Origin of the sequence: Saccharospirillum salsuginis (assembly GCF_014651855.1) — a bacterium.
GTDB classification, from domain to species: domain Bacteria; phylum Pseudomonadota; class Gammaproteobacteria; order Pseudomonadales; family Natronospirillaceae; genus Saccharospirillum; species Saccharospirillum salsuginis.
This window is the reverse complement of record NZ_BMXR01000011.1, coordinates 63,412-84,680: the sequence shown is the minus strand read 5'-3', so window position 1 is coordinate 84,680 and position 21,269 is coordinate 63,412. Positions and strand designations below refer to the sequence as shown.

Annotated in this window: 13 protein-coding genes; 4 read left to right on the top strand and 9 right to left on the bottom strand. The window is 62.7% G+C overall.

From position 1 onward, the window contains the following. Positions 1 to 3 precede the first annotated feature (3 nt). Positions 4 to 5,103 (bottom strand): alpha-2-macroglobulin family protein, encoded by a 5,100-nt coding sequence (locus IE111_RS19370; protein WP_189611900.1) that lies wholly within the window; start codon positions 5,101 to 5,103, stop codon positions 4 to 6. A 177-nt stretch (positions 5,104 to 5,280) separates the two neighbouring features. Here IE111_RS19370 and IE111_RS19365 point away from each other — a divergent pair, with 177 nt between their 5' ends. From IE111_RS19365 to IE111_RS19360, 3 genes are all read left to right on the top strand, one after another. Further along, a complete protein-coding gene (locus IE111_RS19365) occupies positions 5,281 to 6,015 on the top strand; it encodes an HAD family hydrolase (RefSeq protein WP_189611898.1) in 735 nt (244 codons plus the stop codon). A gap of 7 nt (positions 6,016 to 6,022) precedes the next feature. Then, positions 6,023 to 6,157, top strand: coding sequence for a hypothetical protein (locus IE111_RS24670; protein WP_268245046.1), 135 nt, complete (start codon positions 6,023 to 6,025; stop codon positions 6,155 to 6,157). Between the two features lie 228 nt (positions 6,158 to 6,385). Beyond that, positions 6,386 to 8,020, top strand: a complete 1,635-nt coding sequence (locus IE111_RS19360; RefSeq protein WP_189611897.1) for a M28 family metallopeptidase — start codon at positions 6,386 to 6,388, stop codon at positions 8,018 to 8,020. A gap of 176 nt (positions 8,021 to 8,196) precedes the next feature. Here the strand turns inward: IE111_RS19360 and IE111_RS19355 are convergent, their stop codons facing one another. Together IE111_RS19355 and IE111_RS19350 are read right to left on the bottom strand one after the other, a co-directional pair. Continuing rightward, the gene (locus IE111_RS19355; RefSeq protein ID WP_189611895.1) at positions 8,197 to 10,473 is read right to left on the bottom strand and encodes a CehA/McbA family metallohydrolase; all 2,277 of its coding nucleotides are present in this window, start codon (positions 10,471 to 10,473) and stop codon (positions 8,197 to 8,199) included. A gap of 120 nt (positions 10,474 to 10,593) precedes the next feature. Then, entirely contained in the window at positions 10,594 to 12,717 is a 2,124-nt protein-coding gene (locus tag IE111_RS19350) for an alpha-galactosidase (protein WP_189611893.1), read from the bottom strand. Positions 12,718 to 12,880: 163 nt separating this feature from the next. On the opposite strand from IE111_RS19350, the gene melR reads away from it, so the two are divergent. After that, positions 12,881 to 13,807: a transcriptional regulator MelR gene (gene melR, locus IE111_RS19345; RefSeq protein ID WP_189611891.1), complete on the top strand. Its 927-nt coding sequence runs from the start codon at positions 12,881 to 12,883 to the stop codon at positions 13,805 to 13,807. Here melR and IE111_RS19340 read toward each other — a convergent pair. The 6 genes from IE111_RS19340 to IE111_RS19315 form a co-directional block, all read right to left on the bottom strand. After that, positions 13,804 to 14,994 (bottom strand): methionine gamma-lyase, encoded by a 1,191-nt coding sequence (locus tag IE111_RS19340; RefSeq protein ID WP_189611889.1) that lies wholly within the window; start codon positions 14,992 to 14,994, stop codon positions 13,804 to 13,806. The two genes, melR and IE111_RS19340, sit on opposite strands and share 4 nt — an antisense overlap. Positions 14,995 to 15,212: 218 nt before the next feature. Beyond that, positions 15,213 to 16,625, bottom strand: a complete 1,413-nt coding sequence (locus IE111_RS19335; RefSeq protein ID WP_189611887.1) for an HDOD domain-containing protein — start codon at positions 16,623 to 16,625, stop codon at positions 15,213 to 15,215. 73 nt (positions 16,626 to 16,698) lie between these two features. Beyond that, a complete protein-coding gene (locus tag IE111_RS19330) occupies positions 16,699 to 17,154 on the bottom strand; it encodes a group I truncated hemoglobin (protein WP_189611884.1) in 456 nt (151 codons plus the stop codon). A gap of 162 nt (positions 17,155 to 17,316) precedes the next feature. Continuing rightward, entirely contained in the window at positions 17,317 to 18,162 is an 846-nt protein-coding gene (locus IE111_RS19325; protein WP_229805446.1) for a DUF3034 family protein, read from the bottom strand. Further along, on the bottom strand, positions 18,155 to 20,494 hold the full coding sequence (locus IE111_RS19320; RefSeq protein ID WP_189611882.1) for a putative bifunctional diguanylate cyclase/phosphodiesterase: 2,340 nt from the start codon (positions 20,492 to 20,494) through the stop codon (positions 18,155 to 18,157). The genes IE111_RS19325 and IE111_RS19320 overlap by 8 nt, the downstream gene beginning before the upstream one ends. Then, positions 20,484 to 21,167: a methylamine utilization protein gene (locus IE111_RS19315; protein ID WP_189611880.1), complete on the bottom strand. Its 684-nt coding sequence runs from the start codon at positions 21,165 to 21,167 to the stop codon at positions 20,484 to 20,486. Before IE111_RS19315 ends, IE111_RS19320 begins: the two co-directional genes overlap by 11 nt. Positions 21,168 to 21,269 lie beyond the last annotated feature (102 nt).

The window sequence follows — 21,269 nt, the reverse complement described above, 5'->3', positions numbered from 1 at the left end:
GCCTCAGGGGTCGATGGTCAACCGCGACGGGGTCGTGCCCACGGCGTGGTAGTAGGGACGGTACATGTCCTCAAGGTACGGCGGCGGCACCTGGTAGTCGCCGGGGGTGACGGCGCGGGCGAGGTAGTAAACGCGGGTATCGCCCCAGCTGTCCAGACTGACGGCGGCGACGAATCGGTCGTCCCGATACTCGACGTGCAGGATCTCGTCATTCTGCCGCCAGTCGCTCACGGACTCGCCGTCGAGCGTCAGCTTCGACAGGTCGACGCTGGCGTTGGCCAGGTTCTGGTTTTCCAGTTCCAGGCCGGCCGGCAGCAGGTCGACGATCAGACCGTCCGGTACCCGCTGTTCGGCGGCGGCGATCAGCCGGACCATGACCAGATCCCCGCTGTTCAGCCTGTCCAGCGTCAGCGGACGGCCATCCAGGTCGTAATAGTCACGGCGGATCGAGACCTGGTGGGCAATCGGTTCGGGCGGCGTCTTCTGCTCGCCGACCAGTTCCAGACTGGTGTACAGGGTGCCGTCGAGGCTCCGCACCGATTCCAGCGAGTTCAGGTCGGCCGCACCGATCACTGTCTTGAACGCCTCGGACTGGTCGATGCGTTGCTCGAAGTTCGCCGTGGTCAGCAGGGCCCGGGTATCGACCCCGGTATCGGCCGCACCGGCCACCGCCGCCTGGAACAGGGCATTGCGTTCCTGGGTGCTGAGCCAGCGGCGTTCGCGGACGGCTTCGAACAGCTTCAGAAGCTGGGTGTCGTCGGCCTGTCCGGCCTTGCTCAACAGCGCGTAGACCAGGGCGCTGTCGCGCAGGTCGCTGCCGTAATAGCCGTAATAACCGGCGGTGTAGTCAGTGGCCCGGGCCTTGTCATAGGCGTCCCCGGCCAGGCGTTCGTCGCCGGCGAGATCCAGGGCGTAACCGAGCTGCGCCCAGGGCAGACCCGAGCGGCTGTCCAGCGTTTCGGACTGCTCGTACAGCCGGCGCAGATAGGACAGCGGCGCCCGATTCGAGCGCGCCAGCACATAGGCCGCGTAGGCCTGGGTGGCGAATTCGTAGTAACGGCCGTCGGTGGACCACCGGGAACGGACGGTGGTGCGGCCGCGCAGGTAGGCGTCGAGCCGGTCCAGTGTCAGGTTCATCGCGTTGCTCGGAACCGGGGCGCCGGCGTCACTGGCGGCGGTCAGGAAATCGGCCACATAGACGGTCAGCCAGTTCATCTCAGTGCCGTCACTGCTCCAGATACCGAAGCCGCCCGAGCCGTTCTGTTGGCGCAGGACCCGGTCCACGGCTTTCTCGAGTTGTTCGCGCCGGAAGCGATCGGTATAGGGCTCGTCGAAGCGGTCCTCGATCAGTTGCCGCAACCCGAAGCGGTCCGCCAACTCGGGCGACACCAGCGCCCAGGGATAGCCGCTGCTGGTGGACTGCTCGGTGCAGCCGTAGGGGTAACGCAACAGGGCGTCGAAATGGCTGGTGATGTCGATCGGCGGACGCTTGGACAGCACCAGCCGTGCCTGGACGGTACTGGCGACCAGGTCGTCGATGGCGAGCCCCGGCGTCCAGGTTTCGCCCTCGCCCAGCACCGCCTGTTCCTTGCGCGTGACCGACGGATAGGCGGAGCGGGTGCCGAGCGACCACGACCGTGTCAGGTCGATGTCGCCGTCCTCGTTGCGTATCCGCGCCTCGATCGGGGCCGTGCCGATGCCGGTCGCCTGAACCGGGAAGGTCAGGGTCCGGCGGGCACCGTCGGCGAGTGTCAGGGTCTCGGTCCAGTCGTTCGAGGTCAGGGCGCCGGAGACGCCAAAATCGACGCTCAGGGTTTGCGGCTGGCCGGATTGGTTGGACAGGTCGAGCGTCAGTCGGGACTCATCGCCCAGCGCCAGAAAACGCGGCCGCGACAGCTGGGTCACCAGCGGGTCGGCGACCTGGGTATCGGCCTCGGTGTGACCGTAGCTGTCGTCGCTCCAGGCCACAGCCATCCAGCGCAGGCGACCGTTGAAGTCGGGCACGTCGAGCGTGACCTGCGCGCGGCCGTCGTCGTCGAACCGGACCGCCTGCGATTGCAACGAGACGATCTGTACTTCGTTGTCCGGCTTGTCGCCGCCCCGGGTCAGTTCCGCCTCGGACTGCTGGAAGCCGCCGCCGAAGCGCTGGGCGGCATAATCGTAGCCGGCGTTTTCGATGATGCGGCCATAGACGTCGTAAAACTGGTAGTCGTAGCGGCGCGCGCCGAACAGATAGTCGACCGGGTCCGGCGTCTCGAACCGGGTGATGTTGAGCACGCCGACATCGACCGCCGCGACACTGACCCAGACCGGGCCGTCCGGCCGCTCGGCGCCGTTCAGTCGCAACTCGGCCGTCACCGGCTGTCGCGGCCGGATGCGTTCCGGCACCCCGATCGAGACATCCAGTTCGGCATCGGCCCGCCGGATCGGCAGATGGGCGAACCCGAAGGCGCGCTTGGGCGCGACCGAGTGCTCCATATCGCCCGGCGTCAGCACGGTGGCGGTGACATAGAGATCGTGCCGATCCCAGTCACTGCCGGTCATGATGGTCAGTTCAGTGCCATCGGCGCTGACCTTGGTTTGCGTCTGCCACAACACACCCTCGTTGGACTCGACGGTGACGTGGGCACTCCCGTCCACCGGCGGCACCAGCGTGACCCGGGCTACGTCGCCGGGTCGGTATTGATCCTGTTCGAACGTCATCAGCACCTGGTCCGGTTTCAGCGAGTCACCGCTGACGTTGCCCCAGCCGCTCCAACGGGTGCGGAACCGGAAGCGGTTGACCAGGGTATTGTCATTGTCACGGATTTCGACGCGGTAGTTGCCCCACTCCACCGGCAGGCTGAATTCGGTCGCCGTCTGACCATCGAACGCCAGCGATTTGGAAAACACTTCGTAGTCCAGCGGGTCGTAGTGCCAGCGCCAGCCCTCGGATTCGCTGTAGGTCCAATAGTAGTTGCGATCTTCGCGCAGCAAGCGAACGTGGTAACCCTCGCCTTCGAGCAAGTTGCCCTCTTTATCGGTCAGAATGGCCTTGAAACCGGGCCGGCTGCGGTTCGAGGGGCGATCCTGAAATTGCGGTTCGAGGCCGACCAGGGTGTCGGTCAGGATGTTGGTGACGGTGGTGCTGCGGGTCACCGGCCGGCCGCCGCTTTCATAGAGGCTGATGCTGGCAGTCAGCGCCAGCGGGGACTGGACCTCGGTCCAGTTTTGCACCGAAAAGCGCACGTCCCTGGAGCCGTCTCCACCCAGGGTCGTCTCCGGAATGGCCTGGCGCGGGTTGGGGATGGTCTCGTCATCCAGGCCGAATAAGTAACTGTCCCATGCCTCGAACGGGTGGCGGTCGACTTCCGCGACGACGAAGCCGTCCAGCTTGTTGCCGGAAGCCGGCGCGCCGTACAGGTAATCGCCCTGCACCGGAATGGTCACCTGGTCCCGGGTCGCGACACGATGACGCCGGGTCGGATCACCGTCGAACAGGGTCAACTCCATGCGTTCGGGCAGGAACTCCTCGACCTGGAATTCGTAGTCGCGCAGGATCTCGCCGCCGCTGGCCGGAATGCTGTAGGTCATCCGCCAGGTACCGGTCTTGGCGCTGTCGCTCAGGGCGTATTCGAAGGCATAACGACCACTGTCGGTCGCGTTCAGCGTCTCGACATGGGCACGGCTGCCGGTCGCGTCGTAGAGCACGACGTTCAGCGGTACCGGGTCGACCGCGCGACCGTCGTAGTCCTTCAACAACGCGTAGACATCGACCGTCTCACCGGGGCGATAAAGGTCGCGCGGTCCCCAGGCGAACACCTGGGTGGGTTGATGGCGGGTCAGGGCGTTGTCGTAGGCCGACAGATCCAGCGGGTTCCGGTCGTAGCGCAACACGGTCAACTGATCGCCCTTCTCCGCGATCAGAGTCTGGCCCTGCTGATAAAACGCCTCGAAGACCGCCTCGCCCTGGCGGTTCACGCCTTGGCGACCGACCAGTTCGTTGCCGTCGAACAGCGACAGCGTTACACCGGTCAGAGTCTCGCCGGTTTCTATGGAATGGGTGTTCACCCGCATCTGTTCGGCGTTCAGGCGCACCTGGACGCCGATGTCGCTGACCGTGAAGAAATTGGTTTCCAGGTTGTAGTCGTAGCGTCCAGGCACGGTCAGAACGGCCACGTAGGCACCCGGCTCGTCCAGCGCGGCGATGTCGCTCAAATCGAGGTTTGTGGTGGTGCGCTGGTTGCGCTGGTGTTCGATCGGAAAGCGGCCGGTGTGGACCAGTTCGTTCTCGCTCGAGAATTCATTGACCTGGGAATAGTAGCGGCGCTGATTGCCGGTGTAGCGGCTCCAGACACCGATTTTGTCGGGTGCGATGCGGTACAGGTCGAGTTCGACTTCGTCGATGTTCAGCGTGGTGACCGGCAGCGCCCGTCGCAGCGCCGAGGACAACACATGGCCATCGCCAGCGAAGCTGGCCGACGGTTCGGTGCGCCGGGTTTCGATGCGGTGCTCACTCGGCTGGACAACGGCATTGCCGTTGATCGCGGGCAGGCCGGGTTCGATCTTGATGTCGTAGACGGTGCTCGGGTCGACGAAGGGGTAGATCACGGCCATGCCGTCATCGCTGCGCACCCAGTGGTCGGCCGGTTGGCGTTCGCCGGACCGGGTCACGGTCAGGAAACGGCGCCAGTTGGCCTGGTCTTCGACCGGGACACTGACCCGCACGACCAGGGCCGCGCCGTTCTCCCAGCTTTCCTCCTGGACGGAGGTGATTTTCATCGGCTGGCCTTCGTATTGCTGCTGGCGCCATTGATCGTTAAGGGCGTCGATGCGCTGCCGGTAGAGATCGCGCAGGCAGGCGGTACTGCCGCAGTCGTTGCGTTGCCCGATCCAGCGGCGCTGATCCTGCCGCAGGGCGTCGCGCCCGTCGTCGTTGAGGGCGTCGCTGAGGCCGGAGTAGAGGTTGCCGAGCTGGCTGTCGAGGTCGGACAGTTCCGCGTTTTGGCAGATTCGGTGTTCGATGTCGGTACCGGCCTGGGCACAGTCGAAGCTGGCGGCGAAGGTCGGTTGAGCGGCCAACATCAGGGTCAGCAACAGGAGTCGGGCGAGGCGAGCATGCATGACGGCTTCCTTTTTAACAGCAGACAGTGAGTCCCAAGGGGCGAAGTATGCGAAAAGTGGGTTTCAATAGCCAGAGGGGCTGGTTTATCTGGTGGTTTTCGAGGCGAGGAGGCCGGGTAGAGGTATCCGGGGTCGCCGTGAATACGTCCTTGTAGGCTTGACCACAGCATCCTTGCTGTGGACATCCCCGGATACCTCTACCCGGCCTCCTCACCCCCGCTTCTCATGTACCAAATTAAGCTTTTTCGGTTTGTTTCATCGTGGGGTACAGTGCATATTCATCGTGGAAAGGCGGAATTGGCGTTGGATATATCCGTTGTTTTATTCGATCTCGGTGGGGTACTGGTCAAACTGAATGGGCCCGAGGCATTGATGCGTTTGTCGGGGTATTCAAAATCCCGAGAGGAAGTCCGGTCGGCTTGGCGACAGTGCTCTGCCGTGAAGGAATTTGAAACCGGCCGGATAAACCTGAATGTCTTTGCGGAACGCGTGATTCGCGATCTCGATTTACCGGTGTCGCTGGGTACGTTTCTGCAGGATTATCCGACCTGGATGAATCAATTGCACAGTGAGGCCATCGATGTGCTGGAAATGGCCAGCCAGCGTTGTCGGATAGCGGCACTGAGCAATATCAGTGCCGTGCATTGGCGTGAGCTGGAATCGGCGTTGACTGAGGCTCCGGTATTCGAGCACACGGTATTGTCGTTTGATACCGGCTGGATGAAACCGGAACGGGGTGCTTATCTGGCCGCTATCGAACGATTGGGAGAGCCGCCGGACCAGGTTTTGTTTCTTGATGACAGCGAAGCCAACGTGGTGCAGGCACGACGGATGGGGATGCGGGCTGAGCAGGCTCGGAATGCGGATGAAGCCGGCGCAATGTTAAGGAATCTATTTTCGAATCGGGAGTGACTGAACGATGGCGAGAAATGTTGAACTCAAAGCCGGGGTGGATGACCTTGATGCGGTTGAACAAAAAGCTCGGGAGCTGGGGGTTGATCCGGACAACCTGATCGCGGAAGCCTACGTGGACTTATTGCTGACCCGGCATTGAGGCAATCGGGCCTAAGTGTGATTCGCATCACACCGCATTACAGATCGTGTTAATAAATAGTGACAATCATCACACGGATAGATTGGGTTGAACGTTGCACTAAGGCCGATCCGGGGCCAGTATTTTCAGTCGGCTCGATTGAGCGGTACGAGTCGACGGCCTGTATTGGATGGAAGTAACAGGCCACAACCAACAAGAACAAACGTTCAATCAAAGGGAAATACAACAATGAAACACACTGCTCAGAAGCTGGCCGTGGCGGGATCCGTCGTGGCCGGTGCCCTGCTGGCCGCCTCACCGGCCCAGGCCTCACCTCACCCCTATTTCTCCGACATCCTGGATGCTTACTGGAGCGGCGATAACCTGCACTTTTTCGAGTGCTGGAACATTCGCCATGCGTCTCCGGTGCGGATGCCGCGATGCATGCAGTCGGATAACGTCCTGACGTATCTGGAGGATTTCCAGACCATCGCCGATGAGAACCAGGGCAATCGCGCCTCCGGTCTCAGTGGCTATGACGCAACGGTCGATTATGTCGTGCAGCAGTTGACCGACATGGGCTATCGCGTCACGCGGGATGCGTTCGATTTCAATGCCTTCTACGAGTTGGGCGATGGTGAGCTGTCGGCCTTGTCGCCGACGCCGACCGATTATGTCTGGCAGGAGGATTTCAATTACCTGTCCCAGACCGAAGCGGGCAATGTGTCCGGCACGGTTCAGGCGGTCGACCTGGATCTCGGCCCGGACAACAGCTCCTCCAGCGGCTGCGAGATCGAGGATTTCGCCGATTTCAATGCGGGCAACATCGCGTTGATTCAGCGCGGTGCCTGTACCTTTGCGCAAAAAGCGGAAAACGCGGCGGCGTCCGGCGCGGTCGGTGCCATTATCTTTAATCAGGGCAACAGCGATGACCGTACCGGTTTGATCTCCGCCACCCTGGGTGCCGATTACATCGGCGGCATTCCGGCGTTTTTCGCGACCTACGACAATGGCGTCGCCTGGTCGGAAACCGACGGCCTGGTTCTGTCGATGATGGCCGATGTGCTGCGTGAAACCCGCACCGTGGAAAATGTCATCACCGAAACCCGCCGGGGTAACGACGACAATGTCGTTATGCTCGGTGCTCACCTGGATTCCGTGCAGGAAGGTCCCGGCATTCAGGACAACGGTTCCGGCAGCGCCGCCCTGTTGGAAATGGCGTATCTGATGCGCAAGGCGAAGACACACAACAAGGTGCGTTTCGCCTGGTGGGGCGCGGAGGAAGCCGGCCTGGTCGGGTCCACCAGCTATGTGCAGCGCTTGAGCGATGAAGAGAAAGCCCGCATCAAGGTCTACTTGAACTTCGACATGATCGCCTCGCCCAATGCCTTCTACGGCATCTATGACGGCGACGGCTCCGAGTTCGGCCTGGAAGGTCCGGCCGGTTCGGGCGCGACCGAGGCGATGTTCGAGAAGTACTTCGACCTGCGCGGCGAGCCTTTTGAAGGTTCCGAGATCAGCTTCCGCTCCGACTACGCCGAGTTCTTCCTCAACGACATCGCCTTCGGCGGTTTGTTCACCGGCGCGGAACAGATCAAGACCGAAGAACAGGCCGAGATCTACGGCGGTGAAGCTGGCGTTGCTTTCGACCCCTGCTACCATGCCGAGTGTGACGACATCGATAACCTGAACCTGCGGGCACTGGAAGTGAATGCCGACGCGATTGCGTTTGTCACCTCCGTGTTCGCGCATTCGACCTGGGTGATCGATGAGGAAATCGAAGCCGCTGAAGAAGAGACCGAACCCAGTGTTCAGAGTTTCTCGGCGGCCGCTGCTTCGTCTGCGTATGACATTACCCATTGGGGTAAATACTGGATCAAATGAGGTAGATTGATCTAATGAAAAAAAGGGGCCATCAGGCCCCTTTTTTTTGACGTCGTGTAGGGCAGAAGAGCCCCAGGCGATATCTGCCATTTGACCCGTTGCCAGGTTGCATCCACCGGCTCCGGTTTGGAACGGCGGATATCGCTGTCGCTCTTCCGCCCTACGGTCAAAGAGTCTTACGCGTCCGGGGCGGCCCGATGCGTCATCACGTCGATCCAGATCGGGTTGGAATAGGCATTTTTACCGGCCGCGTCTTCGACAATCACCGCGACGAAGGTGTCTTCGTTCGCGGTCAGTCCCAGTTCGGCACGAGCCGCGATCGGTTCGCCGTCGAAATTGCGCTCGGCGATCACGTCGCCGTTGTCGCTGATCAACTGAATGGACTTCAATCCGTTGGCCGCTTCCAGATCAAACCCGAGCGTGACCCGTTCACCGGTCGCGACCGTCAGGTCGTCACCGAAATCGACGTCCGGGTACACCAGCGGACCAAAGCTGACGAAGGCATGGCCGTCGCGCAAGGCCTGAACAAAGTTATGCGCGTCCACTTCACCGCCGACTTTGGCGAAGGCGCGAACGGCACCGGAGCGATGTTTCCAGACGTCGTGCACGTCGGAACCGGCACTCAGGTAGATGCGTTCGCCTTCGGTCCAGTGGTCCCAGGCTTTGCGCAGTGTCTTTTCAAATTCGCCATCGGCATTCACTTCCAACAGATCGAAACGCGGGTAATAACCGCCGGTCGCGGTGTCGTTCTCGACGTTGGTGTAGTACCCGTACTTGATGTAGGGATGGTTCACCTGAATGGCGTCGGCCCCGAGCGCATCACGCTGGTCGATGATGTCCTGCACGCTGGCCACACCGGAATTGATCGTGTATTCCGCGTCCAGATCGATCGGATAGGGATTGAAGTGGCCCCAGGAGGCCGAAATCTCGATCGACGGGATGAAAGGCACGTCCCGGCCGGCCGACAAGGCGGCGGTTTCCGCCAGGTTTTCGGTGGTGTCGTGATCCATCAGCGACGTCAGGTTCAAACCGGCGGCCAATTGCGAGCGCACGACATATTCCGGCGTGGAGAAGCCATCGAGCACGTCAGAATGGTGGTGCAGATCGGCCGAGTACCAACGACGGCTATTCGGTGCGGTCAGCGGTTCGATGCTCACCTCAGTGGTTTGGGCTGCCCCGGCGGTCACGGAAATCTCCACATTCGCGGCTTGAGCCAGGAAGTCCTTACCGGCCGCCACTTCGAAGACGTAGTCGCCGGGTGCGATCTCGACTTCGCGAACACCGATGTCGTTCAACTCGGTGAAGTAGGTCTTCTGGCCCAGGAAGCCCACCAGAGGCGTCTGCCCCTCGGTGATGGTCAGGCGCGCGTCCAGCGGTTCGCCGGTGTGACCGTCGGTCACTTCGATGCGGGCCGTGCCCGGCGCTTTCAGGTCGTCGAACCGGACCGTCCGGCGGCTGTCGGCCTCGACCGTCAGAGTGCGGTGAGCGCTGTCGGCATAGCCTTCGGCGGTGGCGTAGAGGTCGTACTCGCCGGCCGGCAGGTCGAGTTCGAATTCACCATTGCGGCCCATGACCCAGGTATAGGGTTCGCCGTCTTTTTCCACAACGACCACCGGATCGGTGACCGTCTTGCCGGATTCGGTGGTCACGAAGCCGTCGATTGCACCGGCCGGGTGATTCAACCGGTCGATCTCGGCATCCACGGCGCGGGCGATGCTGCCGTCCGGCATCACCTGTACCCAGCCTTCGAACACCCGGCTATCGCCGGCGGCGAGGTCGTGCTTCAGGTACAGATCGCGGGCCTCGTAATCGATGGTGTTCATGTAGGGGGCGTGCAGTGCGAAGCCCCAGTCTTCGTCATAGGCGGCGGACCAGTCGGCGAAGGCGGCATCGGTCGGGCCTGCTTCGGTGCCGTGCATGCCGGCCGGGCCGAACAGATGCCCGCCGTCGGGCCACATCACATAGCCGGAGAGAATTTCGGCGTAGGCCTTGTCGCCGTCGTTGGCCATTTCGGTCACAACCCGGATGCGGTCCGATCCCGCGTCCAGCGTGTAGGTCGTGGTCAGCACCACGGCTTCCCAGTCGCGTACGACCCGAATCACGGCGCGTTCCGGGCCGTCTTCGACGATCTCGAAATTCTGGTAAGTCGTTGGCCAACTGGACCAGTTGTTGGGGATAAAATCGATCAGCGACACCTTGTCGCGCAGCGGTTCACCATCGACCACCGGGGCGGCGTCGATGATGCCGCCGGGCGCGACGCCCCAGGGCGGCGCCGAATCGACGGCGATGGAGGCGACCAGATGGTCGTTGCGCAACTGGATGTCGGTGTCGGCGACGGCGTCGCCGTTTTGCAGGGGAGTGGCACCGCGCTCGACGGTGACGGAGGCCTGGACGGCCGGCAGGCTGAAGCTCAGCGCGATGGCGCCGGCCAGGGTTTTATTACTAACGTGCATGAAAATCCTCATGTCCTTAATCGGAACGGGGAGGCTACGGGTTATTGATTGCACATTCAATATAAAACCAGAAGTCGCAGTGGGACCTGGACACCGTCCGCCGGACGGGTCCACGACATATCAGACCGCCTGCAGTTCGATCAGCATGGCGCTCTCCGGGTTCAGCACCGGCAACTGCAATCCGGCCTGCATCAGCACCCGGGCCGAAAATAGACCTCCGCCCGCTTCCTCCAACCTGGAGGGAGCTGTACGCGGCCCCTGAGCCTCAGCGGGAATCCAGAACGACACCTGGTAATTCCGCTCCGGGTCGAGACCGGCCAGCCGAACGCGCGGCAACAGCATCTGCTCCTGCAACGACAGAGTCGTGGCCGCGAACACGGCTTGCTGCCGGTCTTCGGAGACGACACCGTAGCCCTGCAGCGCCGGGTCGGGAATGTCCAGGCGATAGAAGTCTCCGGTGTGCAGCAGGGTGCGGTGCCGTTTGTAGAGATCGACCAGGGCGCGCACCTCGTCCTGCTCGTTTGGCGTGAGCTTCACCACATCCAGTTCCAGCCCCATGTGCCCGAACAGGGCGGTGATCAACCGGTAGCCCAGACCGTGCCGGCGTCCGGTGGTGTGCGCCGGGTTCTCGCTGATGTGCGACCCCATGATCTCCATCGGCAGGAACAGCGAGTAACCGTACTGAATGCGCTGGCGCTCGCGCGCGTCGATGCAGTCCGAGGTCCAGACGCGCTGGGTGTGTTTCAGGATCTCGAAATCGATGCGGCCGCCGCCGGAGGCGCAACTTTCGATCTCGACGTTCGGGTGCCGTCGGCGAAGCTCGGCCAGCAGCCGATACACAGCGTGTGTCTGGTTGTGCACACTGGCGATGCCGTCGCTGCCCGGCTGGGTCAGGTCGCGGTTCATGTCCCACTTGATGTAACGGATGTCGTAGTGCGACAGGTGCCCGTCCAGCCGTTCGAGCAGGTAGTCGAAGACGGCCGGTTTCGACAGGTCGAGTACGTACTGGTTGCGGCCCAGTTGCTGGTCGTAGCCGTCGACTTGCAGAATCCAGTCCGGATGGGCGCGAAACAGGTCCGAATCGGGATTGACCATTTCCGGTTCGAACCAGAGCCCGAATTCCATGCCGTGCGCCGTAACCGCATCGATCAGATAGCCCAGACCGCCCGGATGTTTGCGTTCGTCGACGAACCAGTCGCCGAGCCCGGCCTTGTCGTTGTCGCGCTTGCCGAACCAGCCATCGTCGAGAATGAAGCGTTCGACCCCGACGGCGGCGGCCTGTTTGACCATCTCCAGCAGTTGTTCGGGTTGGTGGTCGAAATAAATGCCTTCCCAGGTATTCAGGTGGACCGGGCGCGGTTTTCGGCGCACATCCAGATCCAGGATGTTCGAGCGCAGGTAGCGGTGGAATTGCTGCGACAGACCGTTGAGCCCCCGGCCGGACCAGGCGGCATGGATCGTCGGCGTCCGATAGGTCTCGCCCCGCGCCAGCGACAGTTCACCCGGATACAACCATTCGCTCGCCTGAATGTGCCGGGCGCCGTCCATCAATTTTTCGGCCACCAACCGGTGGTTGCCGCTGTAGGCCAAGTGCAGCCCCCAGACCTGGCCCCGGTTTTCGCCGAAGCCGGTCTCACCGGCGATCATCGCCGGAAAGCTCTCGTGCGAGGTGCGGCCACGCCGGTTTTCGCGCACCACCTTGTGCGTCGGCCAGTCGATCCGCTGGGTCAGGAACTCCTGGATCCAGCGGCCGTGGAAGGTAATCAGTTCGTCCGCTTCGGATGGCAACGGCAGCGATACGCCGAGATGATCCAGCTGGTACGCCGTCTCCCCGTCGTTGGTCAGCGCCGCGTCGATCGAGAGGACGTCGGTCGCCTCATCCAGAACCAGCGTCAGCACCAGGGTCAGTTCGGCCCGCGCATCGCGGCAGGTCAGGATCAGGGTGTCGCTGTCCGGCTGATCGCTCGCGGTCAGCTCGAACTGGCCACCCCAACGGTGCCGGTCGGCGTGGCCGATCAAGCCGGCTTCGCCCTGAAAACCGCGCCCCAGTTCCGGCACCAGGCTCAATGGCGGTATGTCATCCAGAAAACCCGCCGGATGCGGTGTGCTGGTGGCCAGAAGCAGTTCCTGAATGTCCAGAGAAGCCGGTAACGCCTCACCCCAGTAGACAATCGCCGGTACACCGTCGTCGCTGCTCACCACGACACTGCTGTGGCGTCCTTTCAGATGAAACCCGTCTTGCATGATCCTGTCCTCGCGTGATCGGTCCGGGGCGATACGCCCCTGAGAACCGGTTGGCTCGATAACGATCATGCTAGGCGCTGACAGGCGCCGGTTCCTCCCGTATTCTGAACGTCTATTCCCGTTTCCTAAGATCGGGTTGTTTGTTCAGAGGAGGCCATCGGTGGTGACACCCATCGCTCGACAATCCGAAAGCCAGGCCGAGGGGTTCGAGGACCACTCACTGGGAGCCCATTACCACCCGGGCCGGATCTTCATCGAAGAGCGCCGCCCGGCCGTCATGCGCCATCACCACTGGCATGGCCATGTGGAGATCAACCTGCCCTTCGACGATGACGTCGAGTACCGGATCAACGGGCGACGCTTCCGTCTGCCGGCGAATCACCTCGGGGTGTTCTGGGCGGCGGTGCCGCATCGGATGGTCGAGGCTCATCGGTGTCGACGCATGATGATCGCCTATGTGCCGATTCAGCAGTTCCTGATCTGGCCGCTGGACGAGGCGCTGTTCAACGATGTCATCCGCGGTGCGGTGATGATGTCCGCTGCGCCCTACCCGCTCGCTCCGGATCATCTGGCGATGTTGATCCGCGATTTCGAGCGACAGGATGCGGGGCTTGTCCAACTGGTGTCGGATGAGATTCTGACCCTGCTCAAGCGCACCACGCGCTACGGCTGGACCCGGCTGTTGACACCCGACGACGACACACCGCAGCCGCAACGTCGCAACGACCCCGGCCTGGAACAGGTTCGCGTCATGCTGGACACCATCGCCCAGCACTACGACACGCCGTTGACGGTCGACGACATCGCCCGTCGGGTCGGTTTGCACCCCAACTACGCCATGAACCGGTTCAAAAAGGTCATGCGCACGTCGATCAAGCAGTACATCACCCGCCTGCGCATCAACCACGCCAAGGCGTTGCTGGCCGATACCCGGCGGCCGATACTGGACATTGCCCTGGCCGTCGGGTTCAGCACCAACAGTCGTTTCTATGCCGCCTTCAAGCGGTACGAGTCGACGACACCGCAGCGATTCCGGGATGCCGCGCAATCGCTCTCACCGGGAAATCCCGGTCCGGCAAACGAGGGTTAACCCGCCAGCGCTTGCTCGATATCCGCGATCACATCCCCGATTGTTTCCAGCCCGACCGAGATCCGCACCAAGCCTTCGCTGATGCCGTGTTCGGCGCGTTCCTCGGGGGTGTAGGTCGAGTGCGTCATGCTCGCCGGGTGCTGGCACAGGGTTTCGGCGTCGCCCAGACTGACGGCGCGCTTGACCAGTTTCAGTCGGTTCATGAAGCGCACACCGGCATCGAAGCCGCCGCGCAACTCCAGGGCGATCATGCCGCCGGGGCGGGCCATCTGGTCTTTTGCCAGGGCGTGGTATGGGCTATCCGGCAGACCCGGGAAGTAGACGGACTCGACCTCCGGATGCTTCACCAGCCATTCGGCCAGCGCCTGGGCGTTGTCGCTGTGGCGTTCCATGCGCAGTTCCAGCGTTTTCAGGCCGCGCAGGATAAGGAAGGCGGTCATCGGTGAGATCACGGCGCCGGTCATGTCCTTGAGGCCATACAGGCGGATCTGGTCGATGATCTCTTTGCGGCCGACGACGGCACCGGCGATCAGGTCGCCGTGGCCGCCCAGATACTTGGTGGCCGAATGCACGACCAGGTCGGCGCCGAGCGTCAGCGGCCGTTGCAGCGCCGGTGTGCAGTAGGTGTTGTCGACCATGACCTGGATGTCCGGGTTGTGGCCGTGCGCCAGGCGGCTGACCGCGGCGATGTCGATCACCCGCATGTTGGGATTGACCGGGCTTTCGAAGTAGACGACGCGCGTGGTCTCGTCCAGCGCTTTGGCGACGGCGTCGAGGTCGGTGCAGTCGACGAAGCGGACGTTGACACCGAACCGCTTCAGGCCGTGTTCGAAATAGGCGAAGGTGCAGCCGTAGAGCGTCTCATCGGCGAGCACGGTGTCGCCCGGTCCGACCAGGGTCCACAGCGCGGCGGTGATGGCGCCCATGCCGGAGGCGGTGGCGAGACCGGCTTCGGCATCCTCGAGGTTGGCAAGCCGTTCTTCGAGCACGGCCTGGGTCGGGTTCGACAATCGGCTGTAGACGTGGCCTTCGGCCTCGCCGGCGAAACGGGCGGCGCCCTGCTCGACCGAGTCGAAACAGTAGGTCGACGTCATGTAGACCGGTGGGTTCAGGGCACCATCGTTGTCGCTGGCGTTATAGCCGGCGTGAATGGCGCGCGTGGCAAAACTGAGGGGTTTCCGGGACATGGGTATTCCTCCAACAGTGCTTCGCCATCGGTGATCGGGGGCACACGACGACGGCCTGTTTTAACGGCAGTTTAGAGTTCTGTTTGGATACTGCTGGAGTCATGGTACGTCCGAAGGTCAGGCCATCAGGGCCAAAATTCGGCTTTTGTGCTCGCGATATTGGTTGAATCCACCCATAGAAGCCGGGTTTCCGCCGTTTCATGCCAAATCGACAAACCTCAGGCTTTGCCGCTCTTCTGGGTGTAAAACCTGAGGTACATGTTGAGCTGGTTGGCGGCCAGCTGAAACTCCTCGAACTGTCGGGCGGTCAGGGCGCTGCCGTTGGCATCGGCGTAGAAAACGCCGACCAGACGGTCGCGTGCCCGGACCGGAGCCAGCATGCTGTCTCCGCCGCGGGCGACCCCGGCCAACACGCCGGTCGCACCGGTACTCTGCTGTTGGCTGTACCAGGTCGGTTCCTGGTGCCGCAGGAAGTCGTGCAGGGTTTCTTCCTTGTGCAGCCGGTTCAGGTCCAGTTTCAGTGTAGCGCGCCATTCGCGCGCGCCTTCGCCGGCGACGTACGCCGGTTCCATGCGCTTTTCCTTCAGCGACATCAGGTTGATGCAGACACGGGCCACGCCGGACCCGCGATAGACGGCCTGGACAGCCAGTTGCATGATGTCGGCGGCGTCGAACCCTTCCATCATCATCTGGCTCATCCGGTTCATGTAGCGCTGGAAATCGTAGTCGGTCTTTTCCGGTGCTCCGTCGGCCCGCTCGATGCTGTCCCGGTCCGGCAAGGCCGGCAACAGACGGTCGGCACCGTAGGTGGCGGCGACGGCCGAGGCTTCCTCGGCCATCAGCAGAATGTTCTCGCGCACCTGGTTGACCGGCTGATCGGTCAGCTGGCCCACGTCCTGACACAGCTTGCGCATGTCGGGGTGGTTCATGCCCTTCATGATGTTCTGGCTGATCGACACCCCCAGATTGACCGCCAGAACCCGGCCGCCCGGCGCCGTGTGACCTTCGGCGGCCTTCATGACCAGATCGCCCAGCCCCCATTCCTTGATCAGCGCCTTGTTCAGCGTGGTGATGCCGACCCCCAGGTGTTCCAGCGCCAGCGAGTGTTCATCCTGAGGGCGTTCGTCGCGCTGCATCACGAAGTGTTCCGCCGCCGGCCGACCGGTGGCGAGTAGCGCCAGTTCGGCGACATTGCTCAGCAGTGCGGCGATGAAGACTTCCTCGTGGTCGTTGCCGTTCAAGCGGCGGGCGATGGCCCGGGCCTGGACGGCGGCGTGAAAGGACATGGCCAGACGCTGGATCAGCAGCTCCTTTGGCTTGCCGCCGAGGAAACCGTCGATCAGGGTCGAAGCCAGGGCGATGTTGCGCAGGTCGATGTACCCGATCTGGACAATGGCCCGGGAGACGGTCTTGATCGGCGTGTACGACCGGTTGTAATGAACGGAGTTGGCGACCTTGAGCACCTGGGAGGTGAGGTCGGCATCGCGCAGGATGATCTGGGTGAGATCGTCCGCGCTGCTGTCATCGTCGTCACTGAGGTCGCAAATGGCTTTCACGACGGAGTTCAGGGAGGGCAGTTCCAGTTTGCCGATGACTTTCATCCAAGCGCTGAGTCCACGGACTTCGGCCACGGGAGGGTCCCTCGTGTTATGTGATGGCTGTCACACTAACCTTAGTCGCTTCGACGGCGGTTCTCCACCGGTTTCAGCGTTCGTCGCCGTTCAGATGCTCCTCGGCATGGATGACTTCGTCGTGCATCGGCACCAATCGGGCGAGCAGATCGTTTTGCGCGCCGGTGGGCACCCCGGCCTCGGTCATGGCCGTGATCAGGTCGGTGACCAGGGCGTCGAAATGACGGTTGTCGATGTCCATATCGGCGTGGACTTGCGCCATGCTGTCACCGGTGTACTCGCAAGGGCCGTCGCTGACCTCGCACAGTTGTTCGATGAGTTTTTCGCGAAAGCGGTCGATGTCGGTGTCGGCGAAAAAACCGATCAGGGTTTCGTTGCCACCGATCTCGAACAACAGGTTGTCGACGATGGTGGTGATGCCGGCTTGGCCGCCGAGGCGGTTGTAGAGGGTGGTGTCCGGTTCCGTTGGCTGGGTGGAACAGGCGGCCAGGAGTGTGGTGGCGATCAGGATGGTTATGAGTCTGGTCATGATGACTCCTGCTTGGCGATGGGTGTGAATAGGTGTAGGGCAGAAGTGGTCCGACATCTCGGGCGAAGCGATATCTGCCGCTGCATACGGTGGCGCTGGGTAAACCACAGGTCGCGTCTTTCGGCGGATATCGCTTCGCTCTTCCGCCCTACGGTTTCGAGCCTAATTCGTGATCTGCACCGACAGATACCACCCCTGCTGATCGTCCCAAAGCGCAATCGACCCCAAATCGGCATAGGCCCCGACCACGGATACCCGCTTGTTCGGGAACCAGGCGACGAACACGTCGCGCCAGGCGTCTTCGTCGACCGCGTCCAGCCGGTCCGGTTTCTGCCGGTATTCGGCACCGATGGCCCAGTTCGGGTTGAGGAACAGGCCGACACTGGCCTCGCCGACCAGTTGCGGGTCCTCCCCGCCGCTGTTGCCGAACCCCAGCAGGCCGGTCTGGTTGGCGTCGGTGTAGCGCAGGGTGCCGTTGAGCAGGAGGTCTCGTTCGAACAGGGCGTGCAGATAAAGCTTGGAGGCGGCGATGTAGGTATCGGTGCCGCTGGCACTGTTCGCGCCGAGAACGTCGGTGGCGATGGCCGGGTTCTGGTTGACCTTGTGCTGCAGGCCGAAGCTGAGTTGCGGCAGTCGGCCGTAGATCAGGTGACCGGCGACGCGCGTCTTGACGCCGTAGACGTGTTGTTCGATGACGGCGTCGAGCGGCTCGACCTGGAGCGTTTGCTGGGCGAAGCTGACTTCGAGGCGATCGTGCACGCCGGCCAGGACGCTGGCCGTACCGAGTCGGAAGTCGTCGACATCGACCCGACCGAGACTGGCGGCCGCCCCCCATTCACCGTCGGAACCGTAGCCGCCGATGACGGCCCAGGGCACCAGGCCGCCGCCGGCGGCGCCTTCGATCGAGCCGGCACCGGAGGTGGCGAGGATTTTACTGGCCCCGAACGCGGGGCCGGCGAGCAGGCCGGTCAGCATCAAGGTCACCAGCCGTGTTTTCCGGTCAGGCATGCAGGGACTCCAGCCGATGTTGGTCGAATGTGGCCAGCCACTCGCGCAGCTCGCTGGCGGTTTTGGGTTTGCTCAGGTAGTAGCCCTGGATGGCGTCGCAACCCATATCGTACAACAGGGCCAGGGAGGCCCGGTTCTCGACGCCCTCGGCGATGACACTGAGGCCGAGGTGATGCGCCATCTCGATGGTGGAGCGCACGATGCGCTGATCGTCCCGGTCCTCGTCGAGCCTGAGTACGAAGGATTTGTCGATCTTGAGCTCGTGGACGGGCATGGACTTGAGTTGCGACAGGGACGAAAAGCCGGTGCCGAAATCGTCCATGGCGAGGCTGACGCCGGCGTCGTACAACCGCTGGAGGTTGCGCAGCGCGTGTTCCGGGTCGGCCATGACGGCGCTCTCGGTGATCTCGAACATCAGGGCGTCGCGGCGGATGTCGTCGTGCCGCAGGCGGGCGATCAGTCCGTCGATAAAGTCGTCCTGTAACACGTCCCTGGCGGACAGGTTGATGCTGACGCCGAGATCGTGACCGTCCGCCTGCCAGGCGGCCATTTGGCGCAGCGCCTCGTTCAGGACCCAGTCGGTGATCAGGGTGATATCGCCGGATTGTTCGGCCAGCGGAATGAACTCGTCCGGAAACATGCGGCCGAGTTCCGGGTCCTGCCAACGAATCAGGGCTTCGGCGGAATGAATGCGCCCCGCGCGCAGGTCGTACTGCGGCTGGAACAGCAATTCGAAACCGCCGTTCAGGATGGCCTGCTGCAAGCGGTGGGTCACGGTGATCTTGCGCAGGTGCACCTCGTCGCGGCCGATCTCGTACAAGGCGAACGCGAGGCTATGGTGTCGGGCATCGTTCAGGGCGATGTGGGCCCGACGCAGGATGTCCTCGTAGGTATCGGCATGCTCCGGGCAGTGCACGACGCCGATGCGGGTCTCGGCCTTGATCTCGATGGCGTCGCAATGAAACGGCGCTTCGAACCCCAACTGGTATTGATGCACCACGGCCCGGCATTGGGCCGGCGACAGGTGCTCGGCGAGGATCAGGAATTCATCGGTGCCGACCCGGCCGATGCGGTCGTCCGACCGGCGGTTCCGGGTTAGCCTTTCGGCGGCCTGTTGCAGCACCCGGTCCATGACCGAGACGCCATAGACATCGCTCAGGGCATCGAAATTGCTGATCTGCATCAGCAACACGCCGAAGGGTTCGTCCGGCGCCGAGCTCAGGCGCTCGTTCATCAGCGTGGCCATGCGATCGCGGTTGGGCAGGCCGGTCAGGATGTCGTGCTGAGCCTGGTAGGCGATGTGCCGTTCGCGGTCCTGAATGGCGTCCTGCATGCTGTTCAGCGTATCGCCTAGGACACCGAATTCGTTTTTACGATCCAGTTCGACCGGTTGCCGGTAATCGCCCGAAGCGATGCGCCGGGCCGCGCGCACCAGGGTATCGATCGGTTGCGTGATACCGCGTGCGATCAACGCCGTCGCCACGGCGGCCAGCACCAGGGCCAGGGCGGCGATGCCCAGCATCTGGGTGCGCAGATTGGTGTAGGCCGCAAGCGCTTCCTGCAACGACACCGACATCAGGATGCCCAGTTGCTGGTCGGCGCTGTTGATCAGGGTGCTCTGGCGACTGAGCCAGCCATCGTTGCGCAGTCGGTTGGCGGCAACGTTCAACGCAGACGCGAAACGCCCGCTGAGCGCGGGGACCGACAAGGGGTTGTCGTTCAGGGTACTGAGGGTGCGAATGGCGCCGCTGTTGTCATCCCGGTACAACATCGTGACTTCGGCCTTGGTGATGTCGCGAAACCCGTTCATCAGCTCGGAATCCATGACGAAGCCCATGCCGACCCAGGCGATCAGGTCCGGCGCCTCGACCGGCACCATCACCAGTTGATAGGGCTGGCCTTCGGTGATGGTCAGTTCACTGAACGCCGACTGGCCGGTGCGAATGTGTTGACGCAGGCTGTCGACATCCTCTCCGATGGCGTGGGTGCTGATGCGGACATCGCCGCTCGGGTCTAGCATGATGATCAGATCGGCGCCGATGCGCTCACCGTGGTTGGCGAGCACACTGATGATGGTATTTTCCTCGTTGGTGGCGATGGCCTGGCGGAAGGCGAAGTCCTCGGCGAGCAGGGTGGCGCGATCGGTCAGTTGGCGGCTGTTTTCATCGAGCAGGGTTTCGAACACGCGCTCGGCCACCTCCAGCTCCCGGGCGGCATTCGCGCGCGCATTGGCATCGGTGGCGCGCATCACCGCCCAGATGGTGGTCGCCAGTGTCAGCCCGAGCAGGCTGATGAAGATCAGCAGCAGGCTGGTCCGAAAGCTAATCGCCATTGTTCTTGTACCTCTGCAACCTGTTACGCAGACCCGAGCCTTCCGGTTCAGGTTCCGTTTCGGGCAGAGTGAACGGCAATTGGATTTCGAGCGTCTCGCCGCCGGCCTGTCGCAGGTCCGACAACGACAGCGACATGCTCTGTTTCATGTCCGGATGCCAGAGGGTCACCCGGTCGGCGCTGCCCTCACTGTAGGCGGGCAGCGTGATCCGCCCCTGGGCATCGGAGACGCCGTAGATCTGGCTGTCGACGACATAGATGTAGCCGCGCATCGAGTCGTGGATGTTGCACCCGAGCACCACCAGGCCGGACTGGTCGAATTCGACCGGCGGCGCTTCGTTGCCCTGGTAGAGTTGCAGTTCGAACGTCTTGGCCGGGGAGAAGGAGTAGACGTGGTGGCGGGTGTCGTCGCTGTTGGGGAATCGCACCCGGGTGCCGGCGCGAACGACGGCCACGCGCGGCACGAATTCGAGATCCACCTGGTCGACGATGGCCTCGCCGGGCTCGCCTTCGGGAGCGGTCGTCTCGGCGCCCTCCAGCACCAGAACGGCCTCGCTGACGGGCTGGCCCTGAAGGTCCACCAGTGTGAGGCCGGGCAGGGTCGCGGCCTGTGCCGCGCCACCGATCCAGACACCCCCCAAGAGCCCCAACAGCCCGGTTTTCAAACGGCGCATGACTGCCTCTCTCGCGTCGAATTACAGCCCGTACTATAGACGACAATCGACGCTAGTGGGCCAAGCGGTAAATTCGGTGACAAAGGAGCACAGTCAAAGTGC